Annotated in this window: 20 protein-coding genes; 14 read left to right on the top strand and 6 right to left on the bottom strand. The window is 66.5% G+C overall.

What is annotated here, in order from left to right; all coding sequences use genetic code 11:
• Position 1 precedes the first annotated feature (1 nt).
• The 4 genes from NT151_01215 to ychF all read right to left on the bottom strand — a co-directional run bounded on the left by NT151_01215 (position 2) and on the right by ychF (position 4199).
• Positions 2-871 carry a glycosyltransferase family 2 protein gene (locus NT151_01215; GenBank protein MCX6537543.1) on the bottom strand — a complete coding sequence of 290 codons (870 nt, stop codon included), beginning with the start codon at positions 869-871 and terminating at the stop codon, positions 2-4.
• Positions 855-1874 carry a glycosyltransferase family 2 protein gene (locus tag NT151_01210; protein MCX6537542.1) on the bottom strand — a complete coding sequence of 340 codons (1020 nt, stop codon included), beginning with the start codon at positions 1872-1874 and terminating at the stop codon, positions 855-857. Before NT151_01210 ends, NT151_01215 begins: the two co-directional genes overlap by 17 nt.
• A 154-nt stretch (positions 1875-2028) precedes the next feature.
• Positions 2029-3072 (bottom strand): glycosyltransferase family 4 protein, encoded by a 1044-nt coding sequence (locus NT151_01205; GenBank protein MCX6537541.1) that lies wholly within the window; start codon positions 3070-3072, stop codon positions 2029-2031.
• Positions 3073-3089: 17 nt separating this feature from the next.
• Positions 3090-4199 carry a redox-regulated ATPase YchF gene (ychF, locus tag NT151_01200; protein ID MCX6537540.1) on the bottom strand — a complete coding sequence of 370 codons (1110 nt, stop codon included), beginning with the start codon at positions 4197-4199 and terminating at the stop codon, positions 3090-3092.
• A 209-nt stretch (positions 4200-4408) separates the two neighbouring features.
• Between ychF and NT151_01195 the strand changes: the two genes are divergently transcribed.
• The 14 genes from NT151_01195 to NT151_01130 all read left to right on the top strand — a co-directional run bounded on the left by NT151_01195 (position 4409) and on the right by NT151_01130 (position 22776).
• Positions 4409-4864 carry a division/cell wall cluster transcriptional repressor MraZ gene (locus NT151_01195; GenBank protein ID MCX6537539.1) on the top strand — a complete coding sequence of 152 codons (456 nt, stop codon included), beginning with the start codon at positions 4409-4411 and terminating at the stop codon, positions 4862-4864.
• Positions 4865-4884: 20 nt separating this feature from the next.
• Entirely contained in the window at positions 4885-5763 is an 879-nt protein-coding gene (gene rsmH / locus NT151_01190) for a 16S rRNA (cytosine(1402)-N(4))-methyltransferase RsmH (protein ID MCX6537538.1), read from the top strand.
• Between the two features lie 6 nt (positions 5764-5769).
• A complete protein-coding gene (locus NT151_01185) occupies positions 5770-6171 on the top strand; it encodes a cell division protein FtsL (protein ID MCX6537537.1) in 402 nt (133 codons plus the stop codon).
• 86 nt (positions 6172-6257) lie between these two features.
• A complete protein-coding gene (locus NT151_01180; GenBank protein MCX6537536.1) occupies positions 6258-8273 on the top strand; it encodes a penicillin-binding protein in 2016 nt (671 codons plus the stop codon).
• Positions 8270-9826: a UDP-N-acetylmuramoyl-L-alanyl-D-glutamate--2,6-diaminopimelate ligase gene (locus tag NT151_01175; GenBank protein MCX6537535.1), complete on the top strand. Its 1557-nt coding sequence runs from the start codon at positions 8270-8272 to the stop codon at positions 9824-9826. The genes NT151_01180 and NT151_01175 overlap by 4 nt, the downstream gene beginning before the upstream one ends.
• Positions 9823-11286, top strand: coding sequence for a UDP-N-acetylmuramoyl-tripeptide--D-alanyl-D-alanine ligase (locus NT151_01170; protein ID MCX6537534.1), 1464 nt, complete (start codon positions 9823-9825; stop codon positions 11284-11286). The genes NT151_01175 and NT151_01170 overlap by 4 nt, the downstream gene beginning before the upstream one ends.
• 54 nt (positions 11287-11340) lie before the next feature.
• Complete coding sequence (gene murD / locus NT151_01165) at positions 11341-12696, top strand: UDP-N-acetylmuramoyl-L-alanine--D-glutamate ligase (GenBank protein ID MCX6537533.1); 1356 nt, start codon at positions 11341-11343, stop codon at positions 12694-12696.
• 234 nt (positions 12697-12930) lie between these two features.
• Entirely contained in the window at positions 12931-14034 is a 1104-nt protein-coding gene (gene ftsW, locus NT151_01160; GenBank protein MCX6537532.1) for a putative lipid II flippase FtsW, read from the top strand.
• 9 nt (positions 14035-14043) lie between these two features.
• Positions 14044-15474, top strand: coding sequence for a UDP-N-acetylmuramate--L-alanine ligase (gene murC / locus NT151_01155; GenBank protein ID MCX6537531.1), 1431 nt, complete (start codon positions 14044-14046; stop codon positions 15472-15474).
• A 1-nt stretch (position 15475) separates the two neighbouring features.
• On the top strand, positions 15476-16357 hold the full coding sequence (locus NT151_01150; protein ID MCX6537530.1) for an FtsQ-type POTRA domain-containing protein: 882 nt from the start codon (positions 15476-15478) through the stop codon (positions 16355-16357).
• A 13-nt stretch (positions 16358-16370) separates the two neighbouring features.
• The gene (ftsA, locus tag NT151_01145; protein MCX6537529.1) at positions 16371-17627 is read left to right on the top strand and encodes a cell division protein FtsA; all 1257 of its coding nucleotides are present in this window, start codon (positions 16371-16373) and stop codon (positions 17625-17627) included.
• Positions 17628-17676: 49 nt separating this feature from the next.
• Positions 17677-18966: a cell division protein FtsZ gene (gene ftsZ / locus NT151_01140; protein ID MCX6537528.1), complete on the top strand. Its 1290-nt coding sequence runs from the start codon at positions 17677-17679 to the stop codon at positions 18964-18966.
• Between the two features lie 174 nt (positions 18967-19140).
• Positions 19141-20886 (top strand): radical SAM protein, encoded by a 1746-nt coding sequence (locus tag NT151_01135; protein MCX6537527.1) that lies wholly within the window; start codon positions 19141-19143, stop codon positions 20884-20886.
• Between the two features lie 45 nt (positions 20887-20931).
• On the top strand, positions 20932-22776 hold the full coding sequence (locus NT151_01130) for a hypothetical protein (GenBank protein MCX6537526.1): 1845 nt from the start codon (positions 20932-20934) through the stop codon (positions 22774-22776).
• 29 nt (positions 22777-22805) lie between these two features.
• On the opposite strand, the gene NT151_01125 is transcribed toward NT151_01130, so the two are convergent.
• Both NT151_01125 and acpS read right to left on the bottom strand, forming a co-directional pair.
• The gene (locus tag NT151_01125; GenBank protein MCX6537525.1) at positions 22806-23108 is read right to left on the bottom strand and encodes a hypothetical protein; all 303 of its coding nucleotides are present in this window, start codon (positions 23106-23108) and stop codon (positions 22806-22808) included.
• Between the two features lie 415 nt (positions 23109-23523).
• Positions 23524-23904: a holo-ACP synthase gene (gene acpS, locus NT151_01120; GenBank protein ID MCX6537524.1), complete on the bottom strand. Its 381-nt coding sequence runs from the start codon at positions 23902-23904 to the stop codon at positions 23524-23526.
• Between the last annotated feature and the right edge of the window lie 8 nt (positions 23905-23912).

Genomic DNA, 23912 nt, shown 5'->3' with positions numbered 1-23912 from the left:
CTTACTCGCGCCGCTCGAATCTGAGCGCCGCTATCTGTTCCGAGACCAGGCCCACGAGGAACACAATGACCGCGAGCATGATCAGCAGGACCGACGTGTTCGCGATGTGGGATTGCGTCACGATGGTCCACGCCGCGTATGCCGCGCCGACGGCAAACGATCCGAGGCTGATGGGCAGGAAGACCCGGAGCGGATTGAACAGGGTGACGATTTTCAGGACGATCAGCAGGAACGTCACGCCATCACGCGCCAGCCTGATCTTGGACTTGCCCGCGCGCGCCTCGGCGTCGATCGGCTCGAAGGTGACGTTGTACCCCGCCTTGATAAACGCCAGCGTCGTGGTCGTGGGCGTCGAGAACCCGTTGGGCAGCAGGTGCAGGAACTCGCGCAGGCACGAGGCTCGCGCGCCACGGAATCCCGACGTCAGATCCGGCACGTGGCGGCCCGTCATGTAGCTCGCCAGCCAGTTCAGCGCGCTGTTGCCGAGCAGGCGCGCCCGTGTCGCCTGCGTGCCCGTTGAGCGGGCGCCGATCACGAGGTCGTACTCGCCGAGCTGCGCGACGATTCTCCCGGCATCGCCGGTCCGGTGCTGGCCGTCGCCGTCGATGATGAGGATGAACTCGCCGGTCGCCTTGCGGATGCCCGACTTCACGGCCGCGCCGTTCCCCTTATTGTAGGGATGACGGACCAGCGTCGCGCCCGCCGCCTGCGCGCGCGCCGCCGTGGCGTCGGTCGATCCGTCGTCGACCACCAGGATCTCGTGCCAGGCCCCTGCTTCGCGCAACCGCTCGACGAGCGGGCCGATGGCCTCTTCCTCGTTGAAGGCCGGGACCACAATCGAGGTCGATGACGGATCAGCCACGAGGCTCACCCCGCTTGTCCTGGGACAGACTGCGGTCAGCGGGGCGTTCATCGCCGCGAGTCCCGTCGGCCGGGGCGGCGAGTTCCATCCGGCGCACGCGATAGAGCAGGTCTTCAAGCAGCTTGCGATTGCCCGAGATCACGTCGGCCACCAGGCCAATCAGCGCGATCTGGAAGCCGACGATCATCAGCACGGCCGACACGATCAGCGACTGCACATGTCCCTGACCGGCGCCGCCCAGGAAGTAATAGATGAAGCGCGCCGTGATCGCGACGCCCGCCAGAAACACCATCAAGCCGATCAGACCAAACACCTTCAACGGCTCGTACATCGCGTAGATGCGCACGATCGTGGCCGCCGACGCCTTTACGTACGCCCAGACGCTCGAGAACAACCGCGACTTGCGCGTGCGCGGATTCGTGCGGATCGGCACGTGGGCAATCGCGATGCGCTTCTTACCGGCCTGGATGATCGATTCGAGGGTGTAGCTGAAGTCCGATACGATCGTCAGCCGCAACGCGGCCTCGCGGGTGTACGCGCGGAATCCGCTCGTCGTGTCCGGCACCTCCGTCTCGGAGACCTGGCGCACCACCCAGCTGCCGAGCCGCTGCAGACGCTTCTTCATCGGCGACATGGAGTCGAGATCCTGCACGTTCCGATCGCCGATGACGACGTCGGCGTCGCCATCGAGCAGCGGGGCGATCAGCCGCGGAATGTCGTGGCCGGCGTACTGGTTGTCGCCGTCGGTGTTGACGATGATGTCGGCGCCGAGTTTCAGGGCCGCGTCCAATCCCGCGTTGAAGGCCGAGGCCAGCCCGCGCCGACGCGGGAAGCGGACCACGTGTTCGACCCCGTGCTGCCGGGCCACCTCCGACGTGCCGTCGCGCGACCCGTCGTCGATGACCAGGATCTCGACCACGTCGACGCCTGGAATCGACCGCGGAATGTCGCGGAGCGTGTCCGGCAGCGTCTCAGCCTCGTTCAGGCACGGAATCTGGATGATCAGCTTCATCTGGCTTCTGACCCAGGCGTGACCACCTCCGCCAAGGCTACGGCGGTCCGCCGAAGCTTGACGCGAAGGCGGATCAATCGCGCCCCTGCGGCCGACACCTCGGTATCGTCCGGTAAGGGCGACGCATACGTCGCCCTACGATTGTCCAGGGCGTTCACTCTCCCACCAGCTTCTCCACCACTCCGTCCCACGTCACCAGTCTTGCGCGTTCGTAACCCGCGTCACCCATGGATTGCGCCCACCGCACATCATCGGCGAGCCGGGAAAACGCCTCGGCGATCGCGGAGGGCTCGGGTTCGCAGACACACCCGTTGACGCCGTCCTCGACAAACTCGAGCGTGCCGCCGGAGTCTCGCGCGGTGATGACGGGTTTGTGCGCGAGAAACGATTCGAGCGTGACGTACCCGAAATCCTCGTCGAACGGCGCATACAGCACGCCGAGCGCACCGGCATACAGCCGGATCAACGTGTCGTCATCGACCACCCCGGCAAACTCGACGCGATCGGCCACTCCCAAGTCAGCCGCCAGCCGCCGGAGAGGTTCGTCCTGCGTGCCGGTTCCGGCCACGATCAGGCGCATGGTCACGCGTGTGGCGGCGATGGCCCGGATGCCCAGGTCGATCCGCTTGACCGTTTCCAGGCGACCGACCGACAGGATGTAATCGCCGAATGGCCCGGGCTCAATCCGACGTGCCAGTCTCGGTGGATGATACAGCGGTTCGGCGTGGAGACCGTTGTACTTTGCGACCCGGTTCGCGGTATTTCGGGCGTTCGTGTAGAGACGGCGGCATTCCCCGAGCATCTCGGTGTCGAGGCCAATGAGCTTCTGCCGGAGACCCACGTCGAGGTCGACGTGCGTAAAATCGCTGTACTGGGTGCCGCACAATTCGTAGGCCGCCCGGTACTGGTGGATGAGCCAGGCGACCTTGTTCGGGTGCCTCACGAAGTACGACGGAAACTTGGTCGCGACGACCAGATCGATCGGCACGCCGTTGCTCTCGCTCAGGTCGAGCAGTCGCCAGGCCGCGGCGTGCGCCAGGATCTCATCCTTGGGATACCACTTGAACGGCACCGATACCAGGCCGACCTGGTAGCCATGCGCCTCGAGCTGCGCCACGAGCTGGCGTACGTGGCTCTCGGCACCGCCGTGGACAAGCGGCACCTGCGCTTCGCAGACGAGGATAGTGCGGATGGCCATCGATTCTGATCAACCCCTCACGTGGCGAATCGCACATTCATGATGTCGCCATCAAGGACCACGTACTCTTTGCCCTCGAGACGGACTTCACCGTGTTCGCGGCACGCCGGCATCGTGCCCCGGGACGTGAGTCGCTCGTAGGCGACCACTTCCGCACGAATGAACCCTCGCGACAAGTCCGTGTGGATTTCGCCCGCCGCCGCCTGCGCAGCCAGGCCCCGCGGAATCGACCACGCGCGGCATTCATCCTCGCCGACGGTGAAAAACGAGATGTAACCGAGCAGGTCGTAGCTCGCGCGGATCACACGATCCAGCCCGGATTCCTTGAGTCCCATGTCGGCCAGGAACGCGGCTGCGTCGGCGGTCTCCAGTTGCGCGATTTCGAGCTCGATCTTTGCGCAGACCGCCACCACCCCGGTAGAGGCGCCCGACGCGACCGAGCCGAGATCGTAGCGCGCCACCACGCCATCCAGCGCGGCGGCCGCACCGCCGTCCCCGGTCAGATCGGCCTCGTCGACGTTGACGACGAGCAGAAGCGGTTTGGCCGACAGGAACTGGAAGCCGCGAAGCCGCCGCTTGTCGTCATCGCCGAGTCCGATAGCGCGGAGCGGAGCGCCTGATTCGAGTTGCGCCTTGCAGCGCACGAGGATGTCCTGCTCGCGCTCCAATTCGGGCGTGCGGGCCTTCTTGAGATCCTTGGCGAGCCGCTCGATGCGCTTCTCGACCACGGCCAGATCCGCCAGGATCAGTTCGTCCTCCATCGTCCGCGCATCCCGTCGCGGATCGATCGAACCCGCGGCGTGTGCGATCGCCGGATCGGAGAATGCGCGCAGCACGTGCACGAGCGTATCGGCATTGCGATACGCCGCCACGTCGAGCAGCGCCTCGGCGCCGCTGCCGGAGGGGCGGCCCGGGATATCCGCGAACTCCACCGTGGCCGGCACCCGTTTGCGCGGGTTGAACATGGCAGTCAGCACATCAAGACGCGTGTCCGGCACTCGCGCCATGCCAATGGTGACCTCGAGCTTGCCGTGCGACGGGCGTGCCCCGTCGTGCGCGCTGGTCATCAACTGGAAGAGGGCCGTCTTGCCAACCTGCGGATAGCCGATAAGTGCGGTACGGAGCATGATGAGTTCTGATCGAGCCAATCCGGACGGAAATGCCCAGGAAACCCGAATCTGAAATCCTACCATGCCTGTCTGCCGATAACTGAGCAGCCGCCGAAAAGCGAAGAAAATACGTAGGTAAATCGCGCTAACTCCTGCTGGGACAGGATTTTGGCGTTGACAAGCCGGAAGCCCTCCTCTAACATCCGAGTGGTCTTTGGTGGAGTAAAGTGGACCAGGTTGCCGTCTTCAGAGGGAACGCGCCGGCCAAGATAGACGATAAGGCCCGGCTGAAGATTCCCACTGGGTTTCGTGGCGTTTTCGAAACCCAGTACGGCCGTGACCTTTTTGTCACGAGCCTGACGGGCGAGTCTGTCCGCATCTACCCGATGCCGGTCTGGGTCGAGATCGAACGCAAGCTCGCGCAGATTCCTTCCACGCATCCGTCGCGCCTCCGGTTCTTCAGCCGCGTCAATTACTACGGCCAGACGGCGGAACTCGACAACCAGGGGCGCGTGTTGATCCACACGCGGCTGCGCGACGCGGCCGGCATGGCGGGTGAAGTGGATGTGTTCGGGCAGTACGACCATCTCGATGTCTGGAACCACGAGCGCTTCGTCACCAAGCTCGCGAGCGATCCGTTCACTGATGACGACGCGCGCGCGCTGGCGCAGTTTGGCATTTAGCCGTCATCAGGTGTCGTTCGATGGCCGTACATGTGCCCGTGATGACCGCGGAGGTTCTGGCCGCGCTTGAACCATCGCGCGGCGGGCTGTTCGTGGATTGCACGGTTGGCCTCGGCGGGCACTCGCGGGCCCTGGTTGAGGCCGGGGCCGGGCGCGTGCTGGGCATCGACCGTGATGCACACGCGCTGGAGATCGCCACAGCGGCGCTGGCCGAGTGGCACGACCGGGTCGAGCTCGTGCACGCGGACTACCGGGAGCTGCCGCGGCTGCTCGATGAGCGGGGGATCGAGGCGATCGATGGCGCGGTCGCGGATCTCGGCGTGTCGTCCATGCAGTTGGACGAACCCGGGCGGGGATTCAGTTTTCAGCGCGACGAGCCGCTCGACATGCGCATGGATCGCAGCCGCGGGGCGACCGCGGCCGACCTGCTGATGCGGGCGAGTGAGGCCGAGCTGGCTGACGTGATCTTTAAATACGGCGAAGAACGGCGGGCCCGGGCCGTCGCCCGCGCGATTGTGGCCGCGCGCCGTGCGGTGCCCCTGCGGACCACCGCGCAACTGGCCGCGCTCGTGCGTCGCGTCGTCAGGCGCAGTGGACGAATCGACCCGGCCACCCGGACGTTTCAGGCCGTGCGGATCTGGGTGAACGCCGAGCTCGAAGGGTTCGAGGCCTTCCTGCGGGCCGTGTGCGGGAAGTTACGCGTCGGAGGGCGCTTTGCCGTGGTGACGTTTCATTCCCTGGAGGATCGACCCGTCAAGCACACGTTCCGGGCGATCGCCTTCGAGCAACCGACGTATCGGGTGATCACGAAGAGATCCGTGGTGCCCGGGAGTGAGGAAACCAGGCAGAACCCCCGCGCGCGCAGCGCGAGGCTTCGTGCCATCGAACGGATTGGGTGAGGGGTCATGGCCGAGATCACGAAGACCGCAAACTCGGTGGGGTTCGTCGTCCAGAAGGACATCCTCAACCACCCGGTGCGCGAAGTCGACCGGGCGCGGTATCGCGAGATGTGGCTGACCGTGCTGGCGGTGGCCATCCTGGTGGTGGCCGTCCTGGTGACCCTGTGGCAGCAGGCCGAGGTCCGGCAGCTCGGCTACGACGTCGAGAGACTGCAGAAGGCCCAGGCGGCGGAGGCGGCGGCGAACTACCACCTGCGCGTCGAGCTCGAGGCGCTGCGATCGTTGAAGCGGATTGAGCAGCTGGCGTCGCAGTTGAACCTGGTGGCCCCGGCCAACGGGGACGCCATCGTCATTGAGCGCGTCATGCCGTCGCCGGCACCCGCAAAGGGACTGGTGGCGCGCCGGTAGCCATCGACGACGTGTGGTGTGGTCTGGCGGCGAGAGTGTCGACTTCGGCTCGGGACAAGGCAAGCCTGGCTTCGCGTGGAGCGTATATGAGCGACCCGACAGATCGAGCCTGGCAGTCGACGATTCGCACCCGCGTGCTGGTGGCGGCGGCGTTCTTCGCGCTGTGGGTGGTCGCCATTGAGGCCCGCCTCGTGTGGCTGCAGGTCTACCGGTACGACGACTTCGTCGCGCGCGCCGCCCAGCAGCAGAAGCACCTCGTCGACGTACCCGCCCGCCGGGGCGACATTGTCGATCGCAATGGCCAGACCCTGGCGCTGAGTGTTGACGCCGCGTCGATTTGCGCGGTTCCGAAAGAGGTTCAGGATCCGGACGTCGCGCTCGCGCTCATCTGCCAGGCCATCGGCGGGTGCCAGCCAGACGAGCAGGGCCTGTACGCGAAACGGCTCAGTCAGAAGCGCGCGTTCGTCTACCTCCGTCGCCGGATTCCGCCAGATGAGGCGGCGCGTGTTGCCGCACTCAAACTGCCCGGCATCAGTCTGATGACCGAGCAGCGGCGCTACTACCCGAACCGTGAACTGGCCGCGCACGTCGTGGGCTATGTCGGCGTCGATGGCAACGGCCTCGGCGGCATCGAGGCGGCCTACGACTCGAAGATTAGCGGGCAGAAAGGCACAGTGCTGGTTGAAGTCGATGGCAGTCATCACGTCTTTACCACGCGCGTCAAGCGTCCGCCCACGTCCGGGGCCACCGTCGAGCTGACCATCGACCGGGTGTTGCAGCACATCGTGGAGCGCGAACTACACGACGCGGTGGTCCGCCATCACGCGGCTGGCGGCACCGCCATCGTCATGGACCCACGGACCGGCGAGGTCCTCGCGCTGGCCAACGAGCCGACGTACAACCCGAACGCCTACAACGACTCGAAGGTGGAGGACCTCCGCAACCGCGGTGTCCAGGAACTGTACGAGCCCGGCTCCACCTTCAAGGTCGTGACGGCCTCGGCGGCCATCGAAGAGCAGGCCTTCCGCACCGACGAGTTGATCGATGTCAGCGCCGGCAGCATTCACATCGGATCGCGGGAAATCAAGGACGTGCACGCGTCCGGCGTGCTCAGCTTCACCGACGTCATCGTCAAGTCGAGCAATGTGGGGGCGATCAAGATCGGGTTGCGTCTCGGGCCCGAGCGGCTCGGTCGGTACATCCGGCGATTTGGCTTCGGCACACGCATCTGCCCGGACGTGGAGGGAGAAACGCCCGGCATGGTGTCGAACCCCGGGCATTGGAATGACAGCACTCTCGCTTCTGTGTCGATGGGGTACGAGATTGGCGTGACGCCGCTGCAGATGGCCGCAGCCGTGTCGTCGGTCGCCAACGGGGGCCTCCTCGTGCAGCCACGGATGGTCCGCGCCCTGCGGTGGGGCGTGTCTCGTGTCGAGGTGACGCCGCTCGAATCGCGCCGCGCGATCGCGACAGAAACCTCTGCCGAACTGCTCGCGATCATGGAACAGGTGGTGCAGCGCGGCACCGGGACCGCGGCCGCCGTTCCGGGGTACACGGTTGCCGGCAAGACCGGCACGGCCGCTAAGGTCGTGGGGGGACGGTATTCCAAGACCGACTACCACGCGTCGTTTGTCGGATTCGTGCCGTCGCGGCAGCCCGCCTTCACCGTGGTCGTCGTCATCGATTCACCGCACCAGGGCGGGATCTACGGAGGCGTGGTCGCCGCACCGGTGTTCAAGCGGATCGCCGAGGCCGCGCTGCGGCATCTCGGTGTACCGCAGACGGTCAATCCCGTGCCGCCCATCGTGGTCACCGCGTCGGCCGCCGAGCCGGTGCCGACGATGATGCCGACCTCGAGCCGCGTGCCCGGGTCGCGCCTCGATGTGGTCACGGGATCGCCGGCCGTGCCCGACGTGCGAGGACTGGGTGCTCGCGAAGCCATCCTGCGGCTTGCGCGTCTCGGACTGGTTTCGCGACTGACCGGCGATGGCGTGGTCATCGATCAGGACCCCGCCCCCGGCACACCACTCGAGCCCGGCACCGTCTGCCGGCTGTGGCTCGACCGCGTCATCGTTCCACCACCATTGTCGTCACCGCAATGACGCTTTGCGAACTCATCGGCGCGCTCGATGCGCGCGGACTCACGGTCAATCCCGGAATTCCGCCGGGCATGGACCCATTCGCCGGACGCGAGGTGACATCGCTCGAGTACGACTCACGGAAAGTGATGCCGGGCGCCGTGTTCATGGGTGTGCAGGGGGAACACGCCGATGGCGCGGCCTTCGCCCCGCAAGCTGTCGCGAAGGGTGCTCTCGCCGTCGTGTCGGAGCAGGAGAAACCACCGCAGGTGTCGGTGCCCTGGGTGCAGGTGCGGGATGGGCGGCTCGCCATGGCCGTGCTGGCCTCGACGTTGTTCGGCCATCCGAGCCGCGCCATGTTGGTCGTGGGCATCACCGGTACCAACGGCAAGACGACGACGGGGTACCTCGTGCGTGAAGTGCTGGAAGCGGCCGGTCTCCCGTGCGGGTTGATGGGCACCGTGCAGTACCGGGTAGGCCAGCACCTGCGCGAGGCGTCGCGCACAACGCCGGAGGCGGTCGACCTCCAGCGCATGCTCCGCGAGATGGTTGACGCGGGCTGCCGCGCGTGCGCGATGGAAGTATCGTCCCACGCGCTCGCCCTGCGGCGGGTCGACGACACACAGTTCGCCGCCGGCGTGTTTACCAACCTCACGCGCGACCACCTCGACTACCACCACGACATGGACGCGTACTTCGCGGCGAAGCGCCGGCTCTTTGAGATGCTGCCGGCCGGGGCGCCCGCCGTCCTGAATGTCGATGATCCGCGCGTGGCATCGTTGGCCGATCGCCGGCCGTCGGCCATCACCTTCGCCGTGGATCGCGATGCCGATGTCATGCCTGCGTCGCTGCCCTCGTCACTGATGGGGTTGTCCTTCGACGCGCGCACGCCGGCCGGTACCCTGCGCGTCAACTCGCGGCTCGCCGGCCGGTTCAACCTCTACAACCTGCTCGCGGCCGCGGCCACCGGGGTGGGTCTGGGGTTGCCGCTCTCCGCGATCGAAGCGGGTCTGGCCGCTGTGACGGCGGTGCCGGGCCGGTTCCAGGTCGTGAGTTCGCCCGACGACGACGTGGTCGCCATCGTCGACTACGCCCACACCGACGACGCGCTCAAGAACCTGCTCGAAGCCGTCCGCCCGCTTGCGAAGGCCAGGATGATCACCGTGTTCGGGTGTGGAGGCGACCGCGATCGCACCAAGCGTCCGCTGATGGGAGTGGTGGCCGCCCGGCTGAGCGACCTCGTCGTGATCACCTCCGACAACCCGCGATCGGAAGATCCCGAGGCCATCATCGACGAGATCGAGCGCGGTATCGCGCCCGCGACCGAACGGGCGCGCCAAGCATCTGGAGTGGCCGCCACCGTCGGGCAACGAACGGCGACGGCGTGGATCCGTCTCGCCGACCGCCGCGCGGCGATCGCGCGCGCCGTGCGCGATGCCAGCCCCGGTGACGTGGTCGTCATCGCCGGGAAGGGCCATGAGAAAACGCAGGTCCTTCGCGATCGGGAGTTTCCGTTCGACGATGTCGCGGTCGCGCAGGAAGCGCTGCGGGACCGGCGCCTGGAGCGGGCGTCATGACCGCGACCGGATTCGGACCATCCGGCATCGTGCACGTCGGCGCCAGCCGCGTTGATCTGACCGCCGCATCGATCGCGCGCGCCATGTCTGGAGCGCTCGTGTCGGGCCCTCCCGGCTCGATGGTCGGCGGATTTTCGATCGATTCCCGCACGCTCCGGCCTGGCGATCTCTTCTTCGCGATCGTGGGGGAACGGTTCGACGGCCATCGATTCGTCGACGCGGCCGGATCGGCCGGGGCGAGGGGATTCGTGGTTTCCGACTCGTCGTCGGTGTCGCGAGAGGCGGCGGCCGGGGCCGTGGTGATCCAGGTGACCGATACGACGCGGGCGCTGCAGTCGCTGGCCCGCGCCATCCGCCGCGAATCGGGCTCCCGGGTTGTTGCCGTGACGGGCAGTGCGGGCAAGACGACCACCAAAGACATCGCGGCGGCGTTTCTCGAAACCAGCTATCGGGTGTTCTGCACGCACGGGAATCTCAACAATCACATCGGTCTTCCGTTGTCCTTGCTTGAACTTCGGCACGGCCCTGACGTCGCCGTCCTCGAGATGGGCATGAACCATGCGGGTGAAATCAGACTGCTCACAGGGCTGGCCGAACCCGACGTCCGCGTCTGGACCAACGTGGCCGAAGTCCATGCGGAATTCTTCACGTCGATCGACGCCATCGCCGACGCGAAGGCCGAGATTCTCGAAGGTGCCGGCACGGACACCGTCGTCGTTGCCAATGCCGCGGACGAGCGGGTGATGGCGCGCGTGCAGGCGTCGGCGGCGCGGGTCGTCACGTTTGGCGTGGATGTGCAGGCGGACGTGGTGGCCACCGAGGTGGTCGATGCCGGCATTTCGGGGACGACCGCCCACGTCGCGACGCCGGCGGGTAAGGCCATCTTCACGATTCCCCTGCTCGGGCGAGGCCATCTCTCCAACGTGCTGGCCGGCATTGCTGTGGCGCTGCAGTTCGGCGTGCCGCTCGACGTGATGGCGGATCGCGCATCTGGGCTGAAACCGACGCCGCGCCGGGGCGAAGTGTGGCGGCTGCGTGACGGAATCGCGCTGATCGACGATTCGTACAACTCGAATCCGCGCGCCGTGCAGCGGATGCTCGAGGTGGTGGCCAGTGAGCACGGCTTCGCCCGACGGGTGGCCGTACTGGGTGAGATGCTCGAACTCGGCGAGCAGGGGATGACATGGCATCAGGACTGCGGACGGGCTGCCGCGCACGCCGGTGTCACCCGGCTGATCACCGTGGGCGGGCCAGCCGCGCGCGCGATGGCGGATGCGGCCGTAGAGGCGGGGCTTGAAGCCGCGGCAGTGACACACGTGGCGACCAGCCGCGAGGCCGCCGACGCGGTGTCCGGCGTGCTGCGACCGGGCGACCTCGTACTGGTCAAGGGGTCGCGGGGCGTCCGGATGGATGTGGTTGCGGATCTGGTGAAAGCGGAACGCCAGGAATCGGGGCACTAAACCTGGAGTGACGCGTGTTGGGAGGGCCATGACACGCGTTGAGAACGGATGGATATGAGCGAGTTCAGCGTGCGTGGACAACAGGCGGTCGTGGTGGGAGGCGCCCGCAGCGGCGCGTCCGCTGCGCGTCTGCTTGTCGAACGCGGCGCGCGCGTCACGCTGACTGATCTGCACGGCTCGATCGAGGAAGCCTCCGCCCTGGTCGCCGCGGGCGTGCGGCTCGTGCTGGGATCGCATCCGGTCGAGCTGTTCACGTCGGCCGACCTCATCGTCGTCAGTCCCGGCGTGCCGCACTCGCAAGAGGCGATCGTGGCGGCTCGCGAGCGGGGCGTGCCGATCATGGGTGAGGTCGAATTGGCGTTCCGTTGGCTCCGGGGACGCGTCATCGCGATCACCGGCACCAAAGGCAAGTCGACGACGACGGCGTTGACCGGGAAGATCCTCGAGCGCGCCGGATGTCACGTGTTGGTCGGCGGGAACATCGGGGCGCCGCTGTCGGGACAGGTGGGTGAGTCGACGCCGGACTCCATCCATGTCGTGGAGGTCAGCAGCTTCCAACTGGAGACGGTCGACACGTTTCATCCGTGGATTGCCGCGCTGCTCAATCTGACAGTTGATCACCTCGACCGGCACGCGAGCTACCAGGAGTACACCGACGCCAAGGCGCGGATCTTCGCGCGGCAGACCGAAGCGGACTGGGCGGTTGTCAACGCGGACGATCCGCAGACGCTGGAACTGGCGCGGCGCGGCCGTGCGCGTCAGCGGCGGTTCGCCCTGCGAGGGGACGCGAACGCCGACGTCACGGTCGCTGACGGCTGCGTGGTTGAACGGGGAGACGAAGGCGACACGCCGCTGGTTCGAACATCCGACGTGCGGCTGATGGGACCACACCTGATGGCCGACGTGCTCGCGGCGGCGGCGATCACGCGGCTGGCGGGCGCTCGGCCCGGACATATCGCGGCGGCGGTTTCGGCGTTCCGCGGTCTCGAGCACGCCATGGAATGGGTCGACGAGATCGATGGCGTGCGCTACGTCAATGACTCCAAGGCCACCAACATCGACGCGGCCCGGCAGGCCATCGACACATTCGGCGCCGACCTGGTCGTGGTGATGGGCGGCCGCTTCAAGGGCGGCGACTTCGGGAGCCTTCGCGATGCGCTCGTCGCGCGCCGCGCGACCATCGTGGCGATTGGTGAGGCCAGGCCGCTGATCCGCGAAGCGCTCGGCGCCGCGGTCACCATCATCGAGACGACGTCAATGGCCGAGGCGGTAGCTGCGGCCAGGATGGCGGGGAAAAGCGGTGGGACGGTACTGCTGGCGCCGGCGTGCGCCAGTTTTGACATGTTCGTCGACTACGCAGCACGGGGCCGGGCCTTCAAGGCCGAGGTCGCGCGTCTGCGTAGGGCGTGACAGAAGGCGGGGTTGCTCCATGTCGGGCCGTGAGCAGTCGTCAGTCGGCCGAACGAAGTAGGGACCTGGCTGCTGGGACCCCGCGCCGCCCCGGCGCGGGTAGCTGGTGTTCCTGCCCGTTGGCTGGCTGATGACTGCTGGCGGCCCGACACCCGGGGACCAGGGTCCCGGGTGATTGGTGCCTCTGGTGATGTCGGTGGGAGCGTTGGCGAACTTTAGGGCGAAGCGAGGATCATGGCGCGAAAGCTGAAGTCCGATCGCATGCTGTTCTATACCACGATTGTCCTGGCCTTCTCGGGCCTGGTCATGGTGTACAGCGCGTCGAACATGCTGACGCCGCAGAACGGCAGCCAGTCGAGCCAGCTTCTGATCAAACAGATCCTGCTCACGGTGTTCGGCGTCGCGGCCATGGCCGTCACCATGAAGGTCAACTACCACGCCTACCAGATGCCGAAGTTCATTTGGGCCCTGCTGGCCTTCACGATCGTGGCGCTCGTGGCGGTGCTGGTCTTCGGCCCGAGAATCAACGGCACGCGCCGATGGTTCCGGCTCGCAAATGTCGGCATTCAGCCGTCTGAACTCGCCAAGATCGCGATGATCATCTTCGCAGCGGCGGTGCTCGAGCGGCGGATGGATCGGATCAAGGAGTTGCGCTACGCCCTCGGACCGATTGCCGTCGTGCTGGCCGTCGTGCTGGCGCTCATCGTGTTCGAACCGGATTACGGCAGCGCGGTGGCGGTGCTGGCGGTGGTGGCCGTGATGGTGTTCGCAGCCGGCATTCCATTTCGCCACCTCCTGCTCATCGCGGCGGTGACGCTCCCGCTGCTGGTGGCTGTCGGGCTCTCGGAGCAATATCGGGTCCGGCGGTTCCTGATTTTCTTGCATCCCGAACAGGATCCGCTGGGCAAGGGCTTCCAGGTGCTGCAGTCGCTCATTGCCGTCGGCACCGGCGGCGTGACAGGCCGGGGACTCGGCGAGAGCATCCAGAAGATGCTCTACCTGCCGTATCCCCAGACCGATTTCATCTACGCCGTGACGGCGGAGGAACTCGGGCTGGTCGGGGCCACGCTCATGCTGGCGTGCTTCGGCATCCTCGCGTGGCGCGGTCTGCGCGTGGCCTCGCGGGCGCCTGACGCGTTTGGCTCGTTGCTGGCGCTCGGCCTCACCGTGATGATTGCGGTGCAGGCGTTCGTGAACATCAGCATGGTGCTGGGCATGATGCCGACCAAGGGGATTCCGCTGCCCTTTGTCAGTGCCGGCGGCTCGTCGCTCATCGTGAGCCTGGCTGGCATGGGCGTGCTCCTGAACATCTCTCAACAGGCGTCGGCCGAAGGATAGGACGTGACGATGTTGGGACGGACCAGGCGCGTGCACTTCGTCGGGATTGGCGGCATTGGCATGAGTGGCATTGCCGAGTTGCTGGCCAATCTCGGCTATGCCGTGTCCGGATCCGATCAGAGATCCAGCGATATCACCGAGCGTCTGCAGACGCTCGGCGTGCAGGTGGCGATCGGTCATGCGGCGGGACATGTGGGCGAGGCCGACGTGGTCGTGTTTTCGTCGGCGGTGCGTCCGGACAATCCCGAGGTGATCGAAGCCCACCGGCGGCGGATTCCGGTCATTCCCCGAGCGGAGATGCTGGCCGAACTGATGCGGCTCAGAACAGGCATCGCGGTGGGCGGCGCGCATGGCAAGACCACGACCACGTCGATGATTGCCGTCGTGCTCGAGCGCGCGGGCCTCGATCCAACCGCCGTCATCGGCGGCAAGCTCAGTGCGTTTGGCAGCAACGCCCGTCTCGGGCGCGGACAGTACATGGTGGTCGAAGCCGACGAGAGTGACCGGTCGTTTCTCCGGCTGTCGCCGACCGTGGCGGTGGTGACCAACATCGATCACGAACACCTCGAGGCCTACCGCGACTTCGATGATCTGTGCGGCGCCTTTCTCGATTTTGCCAACAAGGTCCCGTTCTACGGTGCGATCATCGCGTGCGCAGACGATGCCCACGTGCAGGCCTTGCTGCCGCGCATGACGCGTCGCGTGATCACCTACGGCCTCGGGACCGGCCCAGCCGACGTGCGCGGATGCGATGTGCGGCAGGAACAGGAACTGTGGGTCTGCCGGGTCGAGGCGGGCGCGGGCGTACTGGCCGCGCTGGGGCACGACGCCGGTTCCGGCACCGAGACCTGTGAGCTGCGGCTGCAGACGCCCGGACGCCACAATCTGCAGAATGCGCTGGCGGCGGTCGCCGTCGGGCTGGAGCTTGGTATACCCCTGGCCGTCATCGCTGAGGCACTCGCGTCGTTCAAGAACGCCGATCGACGGTTCCAGCGGCGCGGAGAGGCGGGCGGCGTGCTCGTGTTCGACGACTACGGCCATCATCCGACCGAGATCGCGGCCGTGATGGAGGCGGCCCGCGCCACGCTCCGGCGGAGAATCATCGCGGTGTTTCAGCCCCACCGGTACACCCGAACGGCGCACTTGCTCGATCGGTTCGGCGCCGCCCTGCGAGAGGCAGACGAGGTGGTCCTCACCGACATCTACGCCGCCGGCGAGGACCCGATCCCCGGCGTGACAATCGAGGCGCTCGCGGCGGCGATGAACGCCGGGCTGCCTCGGCCCGTGCACCTGGTGAAGGGGCTCGACGCCGTGGTGCCCATGGTGCTGTCGCTGGTTCGTCCGGGCGACGCCGTCTTCACGCTCGGGGCCGGTTCCATCAGCAGTATTGGCGATCGCCTGCTCGCGGAGCTTCGGCGCACGGAAGGAGGGGGTGGCTGAGATGGCCGTCACCGTACCATCCGACAAGCGCTTCCTTCGCAGCCAGGTTCACACGCCGCGGCGGCGACGTCTCCGCGTTCGGCCCATCGTGCGCATCGCGCGGATCCTGGTCGTCGCCGGTGTGCTCATCTACGGCGGCTACTGGTTCGCCCGCGCCGCAGCCGACCTGCGATGGCTGCGGGTCCAGCACATCAGCGTGACGGGCAATCAGCGCGTGCCGAAGAGCGAGATCCTCGCGCTCCTTGACGGTCTCAAGGGCGACAGTCTGCTCGCAATCGACCTCGACCGCTGGCGTTCGCGCCTGCTGGCCTCGCCGTGGGTCGCCGACGCGACGCTGCGGCGGCGGCTGCCCGCGACCATCGAGGTCGAGATTCGTGAGCGCAAGCCGCTGGGCCTTGCGCGGATTGGCCACGAACTCCACCTGGTGGACGGGACCGGCACGATCGATGAATTCGGTCCCCGCTACTCGGACCTCGACCTGCCGATCATCGACGGGCTCGTCCGCGACGCGGTTTCGCCCAGGCCGCGGGTCGACCACGCGCGCGCCCAGACAGTCGGCCGCCTCATGGCGGATCTACGGACCAGGCCGGCGCTGGCGCGCCGGGTGTCGCAGATCGATGTCAGCGACGCGCACGATGTGCACGTGATTCTCGACGGCGATTCGGCCGTCCTCCGTCTCGGCGACACGCAGTTCGCCGAACGCCTGCAGACATTCGCGGATCTCCAGGCCACGCTGCGCCAGCGTGTGCCGGAGATTGACTACGTGGATCTTCGCTTTGGCGAGCGCGTCTATGTCGGTCCCGCACGCGGGACGACCGGCGCGGCCGCCAGGCCGGCTACGACACCACCCTCGCGCGATCCAAGCGAGCGGCACCAGCCATAGCGGCGGAGGACGAGTGGGACGAAAAGAGCGGCATCTGGTCGGGCTCGACATCGGCACCTCGAAGGTGGCGGCCATCGTCGGCGAGTTCCTCGACGGTCGCGACATCGGCATCATTGGCCTCGGTGTCGCCGACTCGCAGGGCATCCGGCGCGGCGCGGTGGTCAATGTCGAGGCGGCCGTGGAGTCGATTCGAAAGGCCATCGACGAAGCCGAACTGACGGCCGGGATCGAGATCGACAACATCTACCTCGGCCTGTCGGGCACCCACATCAAGGGCTTCAACAGCCGGGGCGTCGTGGCGGTGGCGGGCAAGAACCGGGAAATCACGCGCGACGACGTGCGGCGGGCGATCGAGGCGGCTCGCGCGGTCAGCCTGCCGAGCGGACGCGAGATTCTCCACGTCCTGCCCCAGGATTTCGTGGTCGACGAAGAGGACGGCATCAACGATCCGGTGGGGATGACGGGGTCGCGACTCGAGGTCAATGTCCACATCGTGACCGGCGGCATCACCACGACCCAGAACCTCGTGGCGTGCGTCAATCGCGCCGGTGTCAACGTCAAGGAATCCGTCCTCGAACAGCTCGCGGCCAGCGACGCTGTGCTGACCCAGGATGAGAAGGAACTGGGCGTGGCGGTCGTGGATATCGGCGGTGGCACGACGGACCTCGCCATCTTCGAACGTGGCTGCCTGTGGCATACCGCGGTCGTGCCGATCGGCGGCGACCACTTCACCAACGACATCGCCGTCGGGCTGCGCATGCCGATCCCAGAGGCGGAAAAGCTGAAGCGGAAATGCGGATGCGCGCTCTCGTCCATGGTCGGCGATGACGAAGTGATGGAGGTCGCCAGTGTCGGCGGGCGGCCCGCGCGAACACTCGCACGGCGCATTCTCTCGGAAGTCGTGCAGCCGAGGGCGGAAGAGATGTTCCACCAGGTGTGGGACGAGATCCACCGCGCCGGCTACGAGCGGTTGCTGAATTCGGGCATTGTCCTGACCGGCGGCGCGGCCAACCTCGACGGCATGCCGGAGATCGCCGAACAGATCTTCGATCTGCCCGTGCGGCGCGGAGTGCCGAGCGGCGTTGTTGGCGGACTGGCGGACCACATCGGGAACCCGTCGTTTGCCACCGCCGTCGGGCTGTTGCTGCGCGCGCGCCAGCAGCGTGTGCAGGCATTAGAGCACACCGGGGCATCCTCGTTCGGCCGGCTGACCGACAGCCTGATCGGGGTGTTCAAGCAGTTCTTCTTCATGGATGACACACGTGGGTAGCCTGCCCGGCACCCGCGATCACGAAGCACACGAGGAGTGGAGGCCGTTGATGTCGAACCCGAACGAAACCACACCAACCACCGACGCACGCCGCCCGGAATCGCCGTTGCGGCTGACCATCGATGACACGCAGCACAAGTGCGCCCGCATCAAGGTCATCGGCGTCGGGGGCGGAGGCAGCAATGCCGTCAACCGCATGGTGCGCGAAGGCTTTCCGGGTGTCGAGTTCATCGTAGCCAACACCGACATGCAGGCGCTGCGGCAGAGCCCTGCCCCGACCAGGATCCAGCTGGGCGAGCGGCTGACCAAGGGGTTGGGCGCCGGCGCCGATCCGAACGTCGGGAGGCAGGCCGCACTCGAGGATACCGAGCGGATCATCCAGGCCCTCGACGGCGCCGACCTCGTGTTTGTGACGACTGGGCTTGGCGGCGGCACTGGCACGGGCGGCGCCCCGGTGATTGCCGCCCTGGCCGCCGAACTGGGCGCGCTGACCATCGCGGTCGTCACGCGTCCATTCAAGTTCGAAGGACGCAAGCGGTCGATGCAGGCCGAAATCGGCCTGGCCGAACTGCGCGATCGGGTCGACAGCATCATCACCATTCCCAACGAACGACTGCTGGCGACCATCGCGCGCCACCAACCGCTCGTGGATGCGTTTGCCACGGCCGACGACGTGCTCAGGCAGGCCATCCAGGGGATCTCGGATCTGATTCTCGTGCCAGGGCTGATCAACCTCGACTTCGCGGACGTCAAGACCATCCTGACCGGCATGGGCGTGGCGGTGATGGGAACCGGCATCGGCGAGGGCGACACGCGCGCGGTTGACGCGGCAAGGACGGCGATCTCGAGTCCGCTGCTCGAAGACGCCTCGATCGAGGGTGCCAGGGGCGTGATCATCAATGTCACGGGCGGTGCCGACCTGTCGCTCGCCGAGGTGAACGATGCAAACCTGATCGTGCAGGAGGCCGCACACGAGGACGCCAACATCATCTTCGGCGCCGTGATCGACCCGACGCTTAACGGACGGGTGAAGATCACGGTGATCGCCACTGGATTCGATCGGGAAGGATCTCGCCGGGTTGTGCCTGGTAATCTGGGGCAGACACCCGTCGACCTGACGCATTACACCAACTGGTTGCAGCATCAGCAGTCCGGTTCGGGATTGGCGGCGCCGAGCCTGTCGCTGACTCGCCGGCACGGAGTGGGCGTGTTCGTGTCGGCCACCCCGGCGACCGATCCGTCGACGCTCGCAACGCCGGGCGGCGCAGACGCCGACGCAGATGCCGCGGCCGAGGCCATCGACGTGCCGGCGTTTCTGCGACGATTGAAGCAGGCATAGGACGATTCCGGTTCTCAATCGAGCCGTAAAACGGGCTGCCTGCGGCCGCCGTGTCCGCGGGCGCGTGGTACACTGAGTACAACCACGGCATCTTCGAGCGCCGCCGCCTGAGCGCAAGGTTCAGGACGAGCGGGGCTCGTCGATTGTACGGACCCGTCAACCCGCCGGACACGCATGCGTCAGAGATCACATCGGGAACAGGCACGGGAGACCCTCGCGCGCGAGGTCGGATTCGTACGCAAGCCCCATCACGACAGGCTGCGCGTGGCGCTCGCGTTTCCGAACTCGTATTTCGTCGGCATGTCGAATCTGGGCTTCCAGTCGGTCTACCGGCTGTTCAATGCCCACGACGATGTCGTGTGTGAACGTGTGTTTCTGCCCCCGAAGCAGGAACTGGCCCGCGCGCTGGAGTCGCCGGGCTCGCTCATCACGCTCGAGTCGCAAACGCCGGTCGGCGGCATGGACGTGCTGGCATTCTCTGTCTCGTTCGAATGGGACTACACGAACGTCGTGTCGATGTTGCGGCTGGCCGGGTTGCCCATCTATGCCGCCGATCGCCACGCGCGCCATCCACTGGTTGTGATCGGCGGCGCCGTCACGTTCGTTAATCCGGAACCGCTGGCGCCGTTCGCCGATGTGATCGCGGTGGGCGAAGGCGAGGTGCTGGTGCCAGCCCTCGTCGAGCACCTGCGGTCGGGGGGTGATCGGGCCGCGCATCTCCGCACGCTCGCGCAGCAGCGCGGGTTCTATGTGCCGTCGCTCTACGAGGTCCGCTACGAGCCAGACGGCACGATCGAGGCGTTCGTGCCTCTGGCAGACAGCCACGCGCCTGTCCCTGTCCGGAAAGCCGCCCTGGCGACGACGGCCGCAGTGGACCCGCCAGCGACAAGCATCTTTACGCCGGACACCGAGTTCGGGTCGCGTCTGCTGGTGGAGGTCGTAAGAGGCTGCGCCAATCTCTGCCGGTTCTGCTGGGCCGGCTACAACTACCTGCCCGTGCGCGCCTTTCCGGCGGATCGGATCATCGAGATTGCCGAGGCGGCTCGTCCCCACGCCCGCCGCATCGGCCTCGTGTCCATCGCGCTCTGCGATCACCCGGACATAGAGCGCCTGCTCGCACGCCTGGTCGAGATGGGATACGCGATCAGTCCTGCCTCGCTCCGGCTCGACGATCTGACCGAACCCATCATCCGTCTGTTGCAGCAAAGCGGCGAACGCTCGCTCACGATCGCGCCGGAAACCGGGTCCGATCGTCTCCGGCGCGTGATCAACAAGACGATGACCAACGAGGAGATTCTGGAGAGGGCGGACCAGATCTTCGAGAGTGGGATCGAGAACCTGAAGCTGTACTACATGATCGGCCTGCCGACTGAAGAAGACGACGACCTCGTGGCCATTCGCGAGCTGACGGCGAGGATTCGCGAGAGCATGATGACGCACGCGCGCCGGCGCGGCCGAGTCGGCCGAATCAGCGCGAGCGTAAACCCGCTCGTTCCGAAGCCGGGGACCGCGTATCAGTGGCTCCCGATGGACGACCCGAAGCTTGTCGAGCGGAAGCTCAAGCGGTTGCGAACGCTCGTGGCCGATCTCGACAATGTGTACTTCTCCCTCAAATCGGAGCGCCACTCCTTCTACCAGGCGCTGCTGTCGCTGGGCGACCGGCGCGTGGCCCCTGTGATTGCCGCTGCCGAACGCAACGGCGGACAGTGGCGTGCCGCTCTGGCAGAGACGGGCGTCGACGCCGACTTTTACGTGTTCCGCGATCGGAGCCGCGACAAGGTGCTCCCGTGGGATATCATCGACGGCGGTTTGAAGGCGTCGTTCTACAAGGCGGAGTTCGAAAAAGGTCAGCGCGCCGAGGTGACGTTGCCTCCGAAGCGCGCAGCCGGGAACACTCGCCTGCTGCCAATTGTGTCCTGAGACCTTCTGAACCTTCCCATGGGCCGTAGACATCCTGGATCCCGCGTGGCCCGGTTCTTCCTGCTGACTGTGTCCGCATTGTCGGCGTTCGTGGCCATCGCGGTCGTGGTCTCCGGAGGCTTCTCGTTCACTGTGGGTTCGGTGCTGGTCCGGGCGCATCGGCCCTGGGTCGCGGCGTCGGTGGCGCTGGTGTCCGCGGTGCTCGCCGGATGGTTGGATGCCCCCTCGTACTTGCGGCCAGCGCTCAGGGCCGCGTGGGATCGGCGTGACCGAGTGGCGACCTGGCTGGCCGCTACCGCCGCCTGCACCGTTCTGATCGTCGGCTTCGTGTGGGGAGATTCTGTCGCCGGAAGCGCGGATTCCTATGGGTACGTGAGCCAGGCGCTGTTGTGGGCCAGAGGCGATATCACGACGGCCAATCCGATCGCCCTCGAGTCGCCGTGGCCGGCTGCCGACTGGACGTTCTCGCCGCTCGGCTACCGCCCCGCGCTTGTCCCTGGCGTCAGCGTACCGACGTACCCCCCGGGGCTGCCGCTGGTCATGGCGGTCGTTGTCAGGTGTTTCGGCCCCAACGCCGTCTTCTGGGTGGTGCCGCTTCTGGGCGCGCTCGCCGTGTGGTCGGCCTACCACTGGGCTCGAGCGGCGGTTGGACCAGTGCCAGGCGCGATGACGGCGATCCTGCTGGCCGCCAGCCCGGTGTTCCTGTTCCAGTTGTTCCAGCCGATGAGCGACGTACCGGTGACCGCCTGGTGGGTGACGTCGCTCGCGCTGATGACTCGGGGACGGTTCCTGGGAGCTGGCCTGTGCGCGGGGCTTGCGCTGCTGACCCGTCCCAACCTGACGCCGCTGGGCCTGTACGTCGTGCCATGGGTCGCCTACGAGGCGTACGTGCGGGCGCGAACCCGCGGGGCCGCAGCCAGAGCCGTGTTGGAGTTCGGAGTGCCGTTCGCGCTGGCGCTCGCGTTTGTACTGACACTCAGCTATACGATTTACGGCGACCCGTTTATGTCCGGCTATGGGGCGGCACGAGATCTCTTCGGCCTCAAGAACATTCCAGCTAACCTGGCCCGCTATCCGGTCTGGCTGTGGCAGACGCAGACACCGTTTGTGTACCTGGCACTCGGGGCACCGATTCTCGCCTGGCTGGCACATCGCGGCCGCCGCTCGGACGCGCCCAACAACCTTCCTGCTGTCGGCCGCGTGCTGTGGTCGACAGGGTTCGCCGCCGTCGTCGTCGGCTGCTACCTCGTGTACTTTCCCTTTGAAGAGTGGTGGTATCTCCGCTTTCTGCTGCCCGCCTTGCCCATTCTGTTGGCACTGGCGGCCTGGGTCGCACTCCGCGCCATCGGCACCCTGGCGATGGAATGGCGAGCGCCGCTCACGGTGGTGGTGATTCTCGCGCTGGCCTCGATCTACGTGCAGACCGCGCGCGAGGGCCAGGCGTTCGCCCTTCAGGAAGTCGCACAACGCTACGTGAAGGCCGGGCGCTATGCCGCCGAGCATCTGCCGCCTCGATCCGTGTTCATCTGCGTGCAGCACTCCGGAAGTCTGCGTTTCTACGGCGGCGGTCTCACACTCCGCTGGGATTGGCTCGATCCAACCTGGCTGGATCGCACGGTGGATCATCTCCGACGGGCTGGGTACCACCCGTATTTCGCCCTCGAGATACCGGAGGAGGACGCCTTCCGAGAGCGGTTCTCGGCCGCGAGCCCACTGGGCCGCCTGGATTGGCCCGCACTCGCGGACCTGCGCCAGAAGGTGGTCGTGCGCTTTTACGACCCGCTGGCTCGAGCCAGATTCCGGAAGGGCGAGCCCATCGACTCGACCATCGTCCGCCCAAACGGCGGCATCATCGTTCGTTCGCGGTCGACCGGGAACTCGATCCAGTAGTTCGGTCCGCTCGCCGTCGCCCGCTGCCGTTACTCCGCCATCGCCAACTGCGACTCGTACTCGGTGTATGCCTGCAGAATGACGTCGCGCAGCCGTTCCTGGCTGGCGGCGTCGGCGACCGGTCTGAGCAGGGCAAAGCTGCGCCGCTCGCCATTCACGGAGTACTGGCGCGCCGGAAACGTGACGTTCCGGCCGGAGCCGTTGCGCCGCTCCCAGACGCCAAATCCAATCAGCTTCATCCCGTTCAGACTGCCCTCGCTGAAATGCAGCTCGGCTTCCGCAAGCTTGCCGGGAGGATTGCCTTTGTCGTTGGGCGAAAACTTGACGATCATCGTGAACTCCGCGTTCGGCCGTCGTGTGCCCTGGCGCCAGGTGGTTGCTGGATTGAAAGTGCGCGGGCCGGGAAGGGTGGTTGACCCCAGGCGCACAAGAGCGGCACTGCTGAAGCCGGCCCGCGTCACGCCATCACAACAGGCAAGCCCGATGCCGGCGTCTCGCGCACGGGACCTGGGCCGTGTAACACGGGGAAGAGAAAGGAGTTGTGTGCGCCGTCGGGCGGGGAAGTCGATCGGGCGGAAAGAGCGTGGCCGCGGGCCTGCAAACGCCGGTTGTCGATCGACTTTGTCTACTAAGTCCTTCGATTCATAAGTTCGGCGACGAACTTATTCCCTCAGGACTTAGTGCTGAGCGAGCATTTTGACCGGATCGCCTGGCGAGAATACGCAACCGTAATTGCGAGTCGAAGCACTAAGCCTTCATGAGCAGGACCTGCGCCAGCGCGAGGGTGTCGGCGTGCGTGATGGTCAACAGGGAAGACGTCCCGCCGAGTTGTTCGAATCGCCGAAGCGCGCCACCACGCAGCACCAGCCTGGGTGGGCCGCCGCCGCGCACAACCTCGATATCCCGCCATGTCACGCCCTGCGACAACCCGGTGCCGAGGGCTTTCATGGTCGCCTCCTTGGCGGCGAACCGGGCGGCGAAATGTGGCGCGGGATGATGCTTGTCCGCACAGTAGGCGATCTCGGCCTCGGTAAACACCCGTTGCGCAAACCGATCACCAAACCGCTTGAGGGCCTGGTCGATGCGGGGAATATCGGTGGCGTCAATCCCGATGCCGATGATATTCATAGACTCAG

It is taken from the genome of Acidobacteriota bacterium (assembly GCA_026393675.1).
Lineage (GTDB): Bacteria > Acidobacteriota > Vicinamibacteria > Vicinamibacterales > JAKQTR01 > JBAXOX01.
Note: the sequence above shows the minus strand (reverse complement) of the source record. Positions and strands in the feature narration are given on the sequence as shown.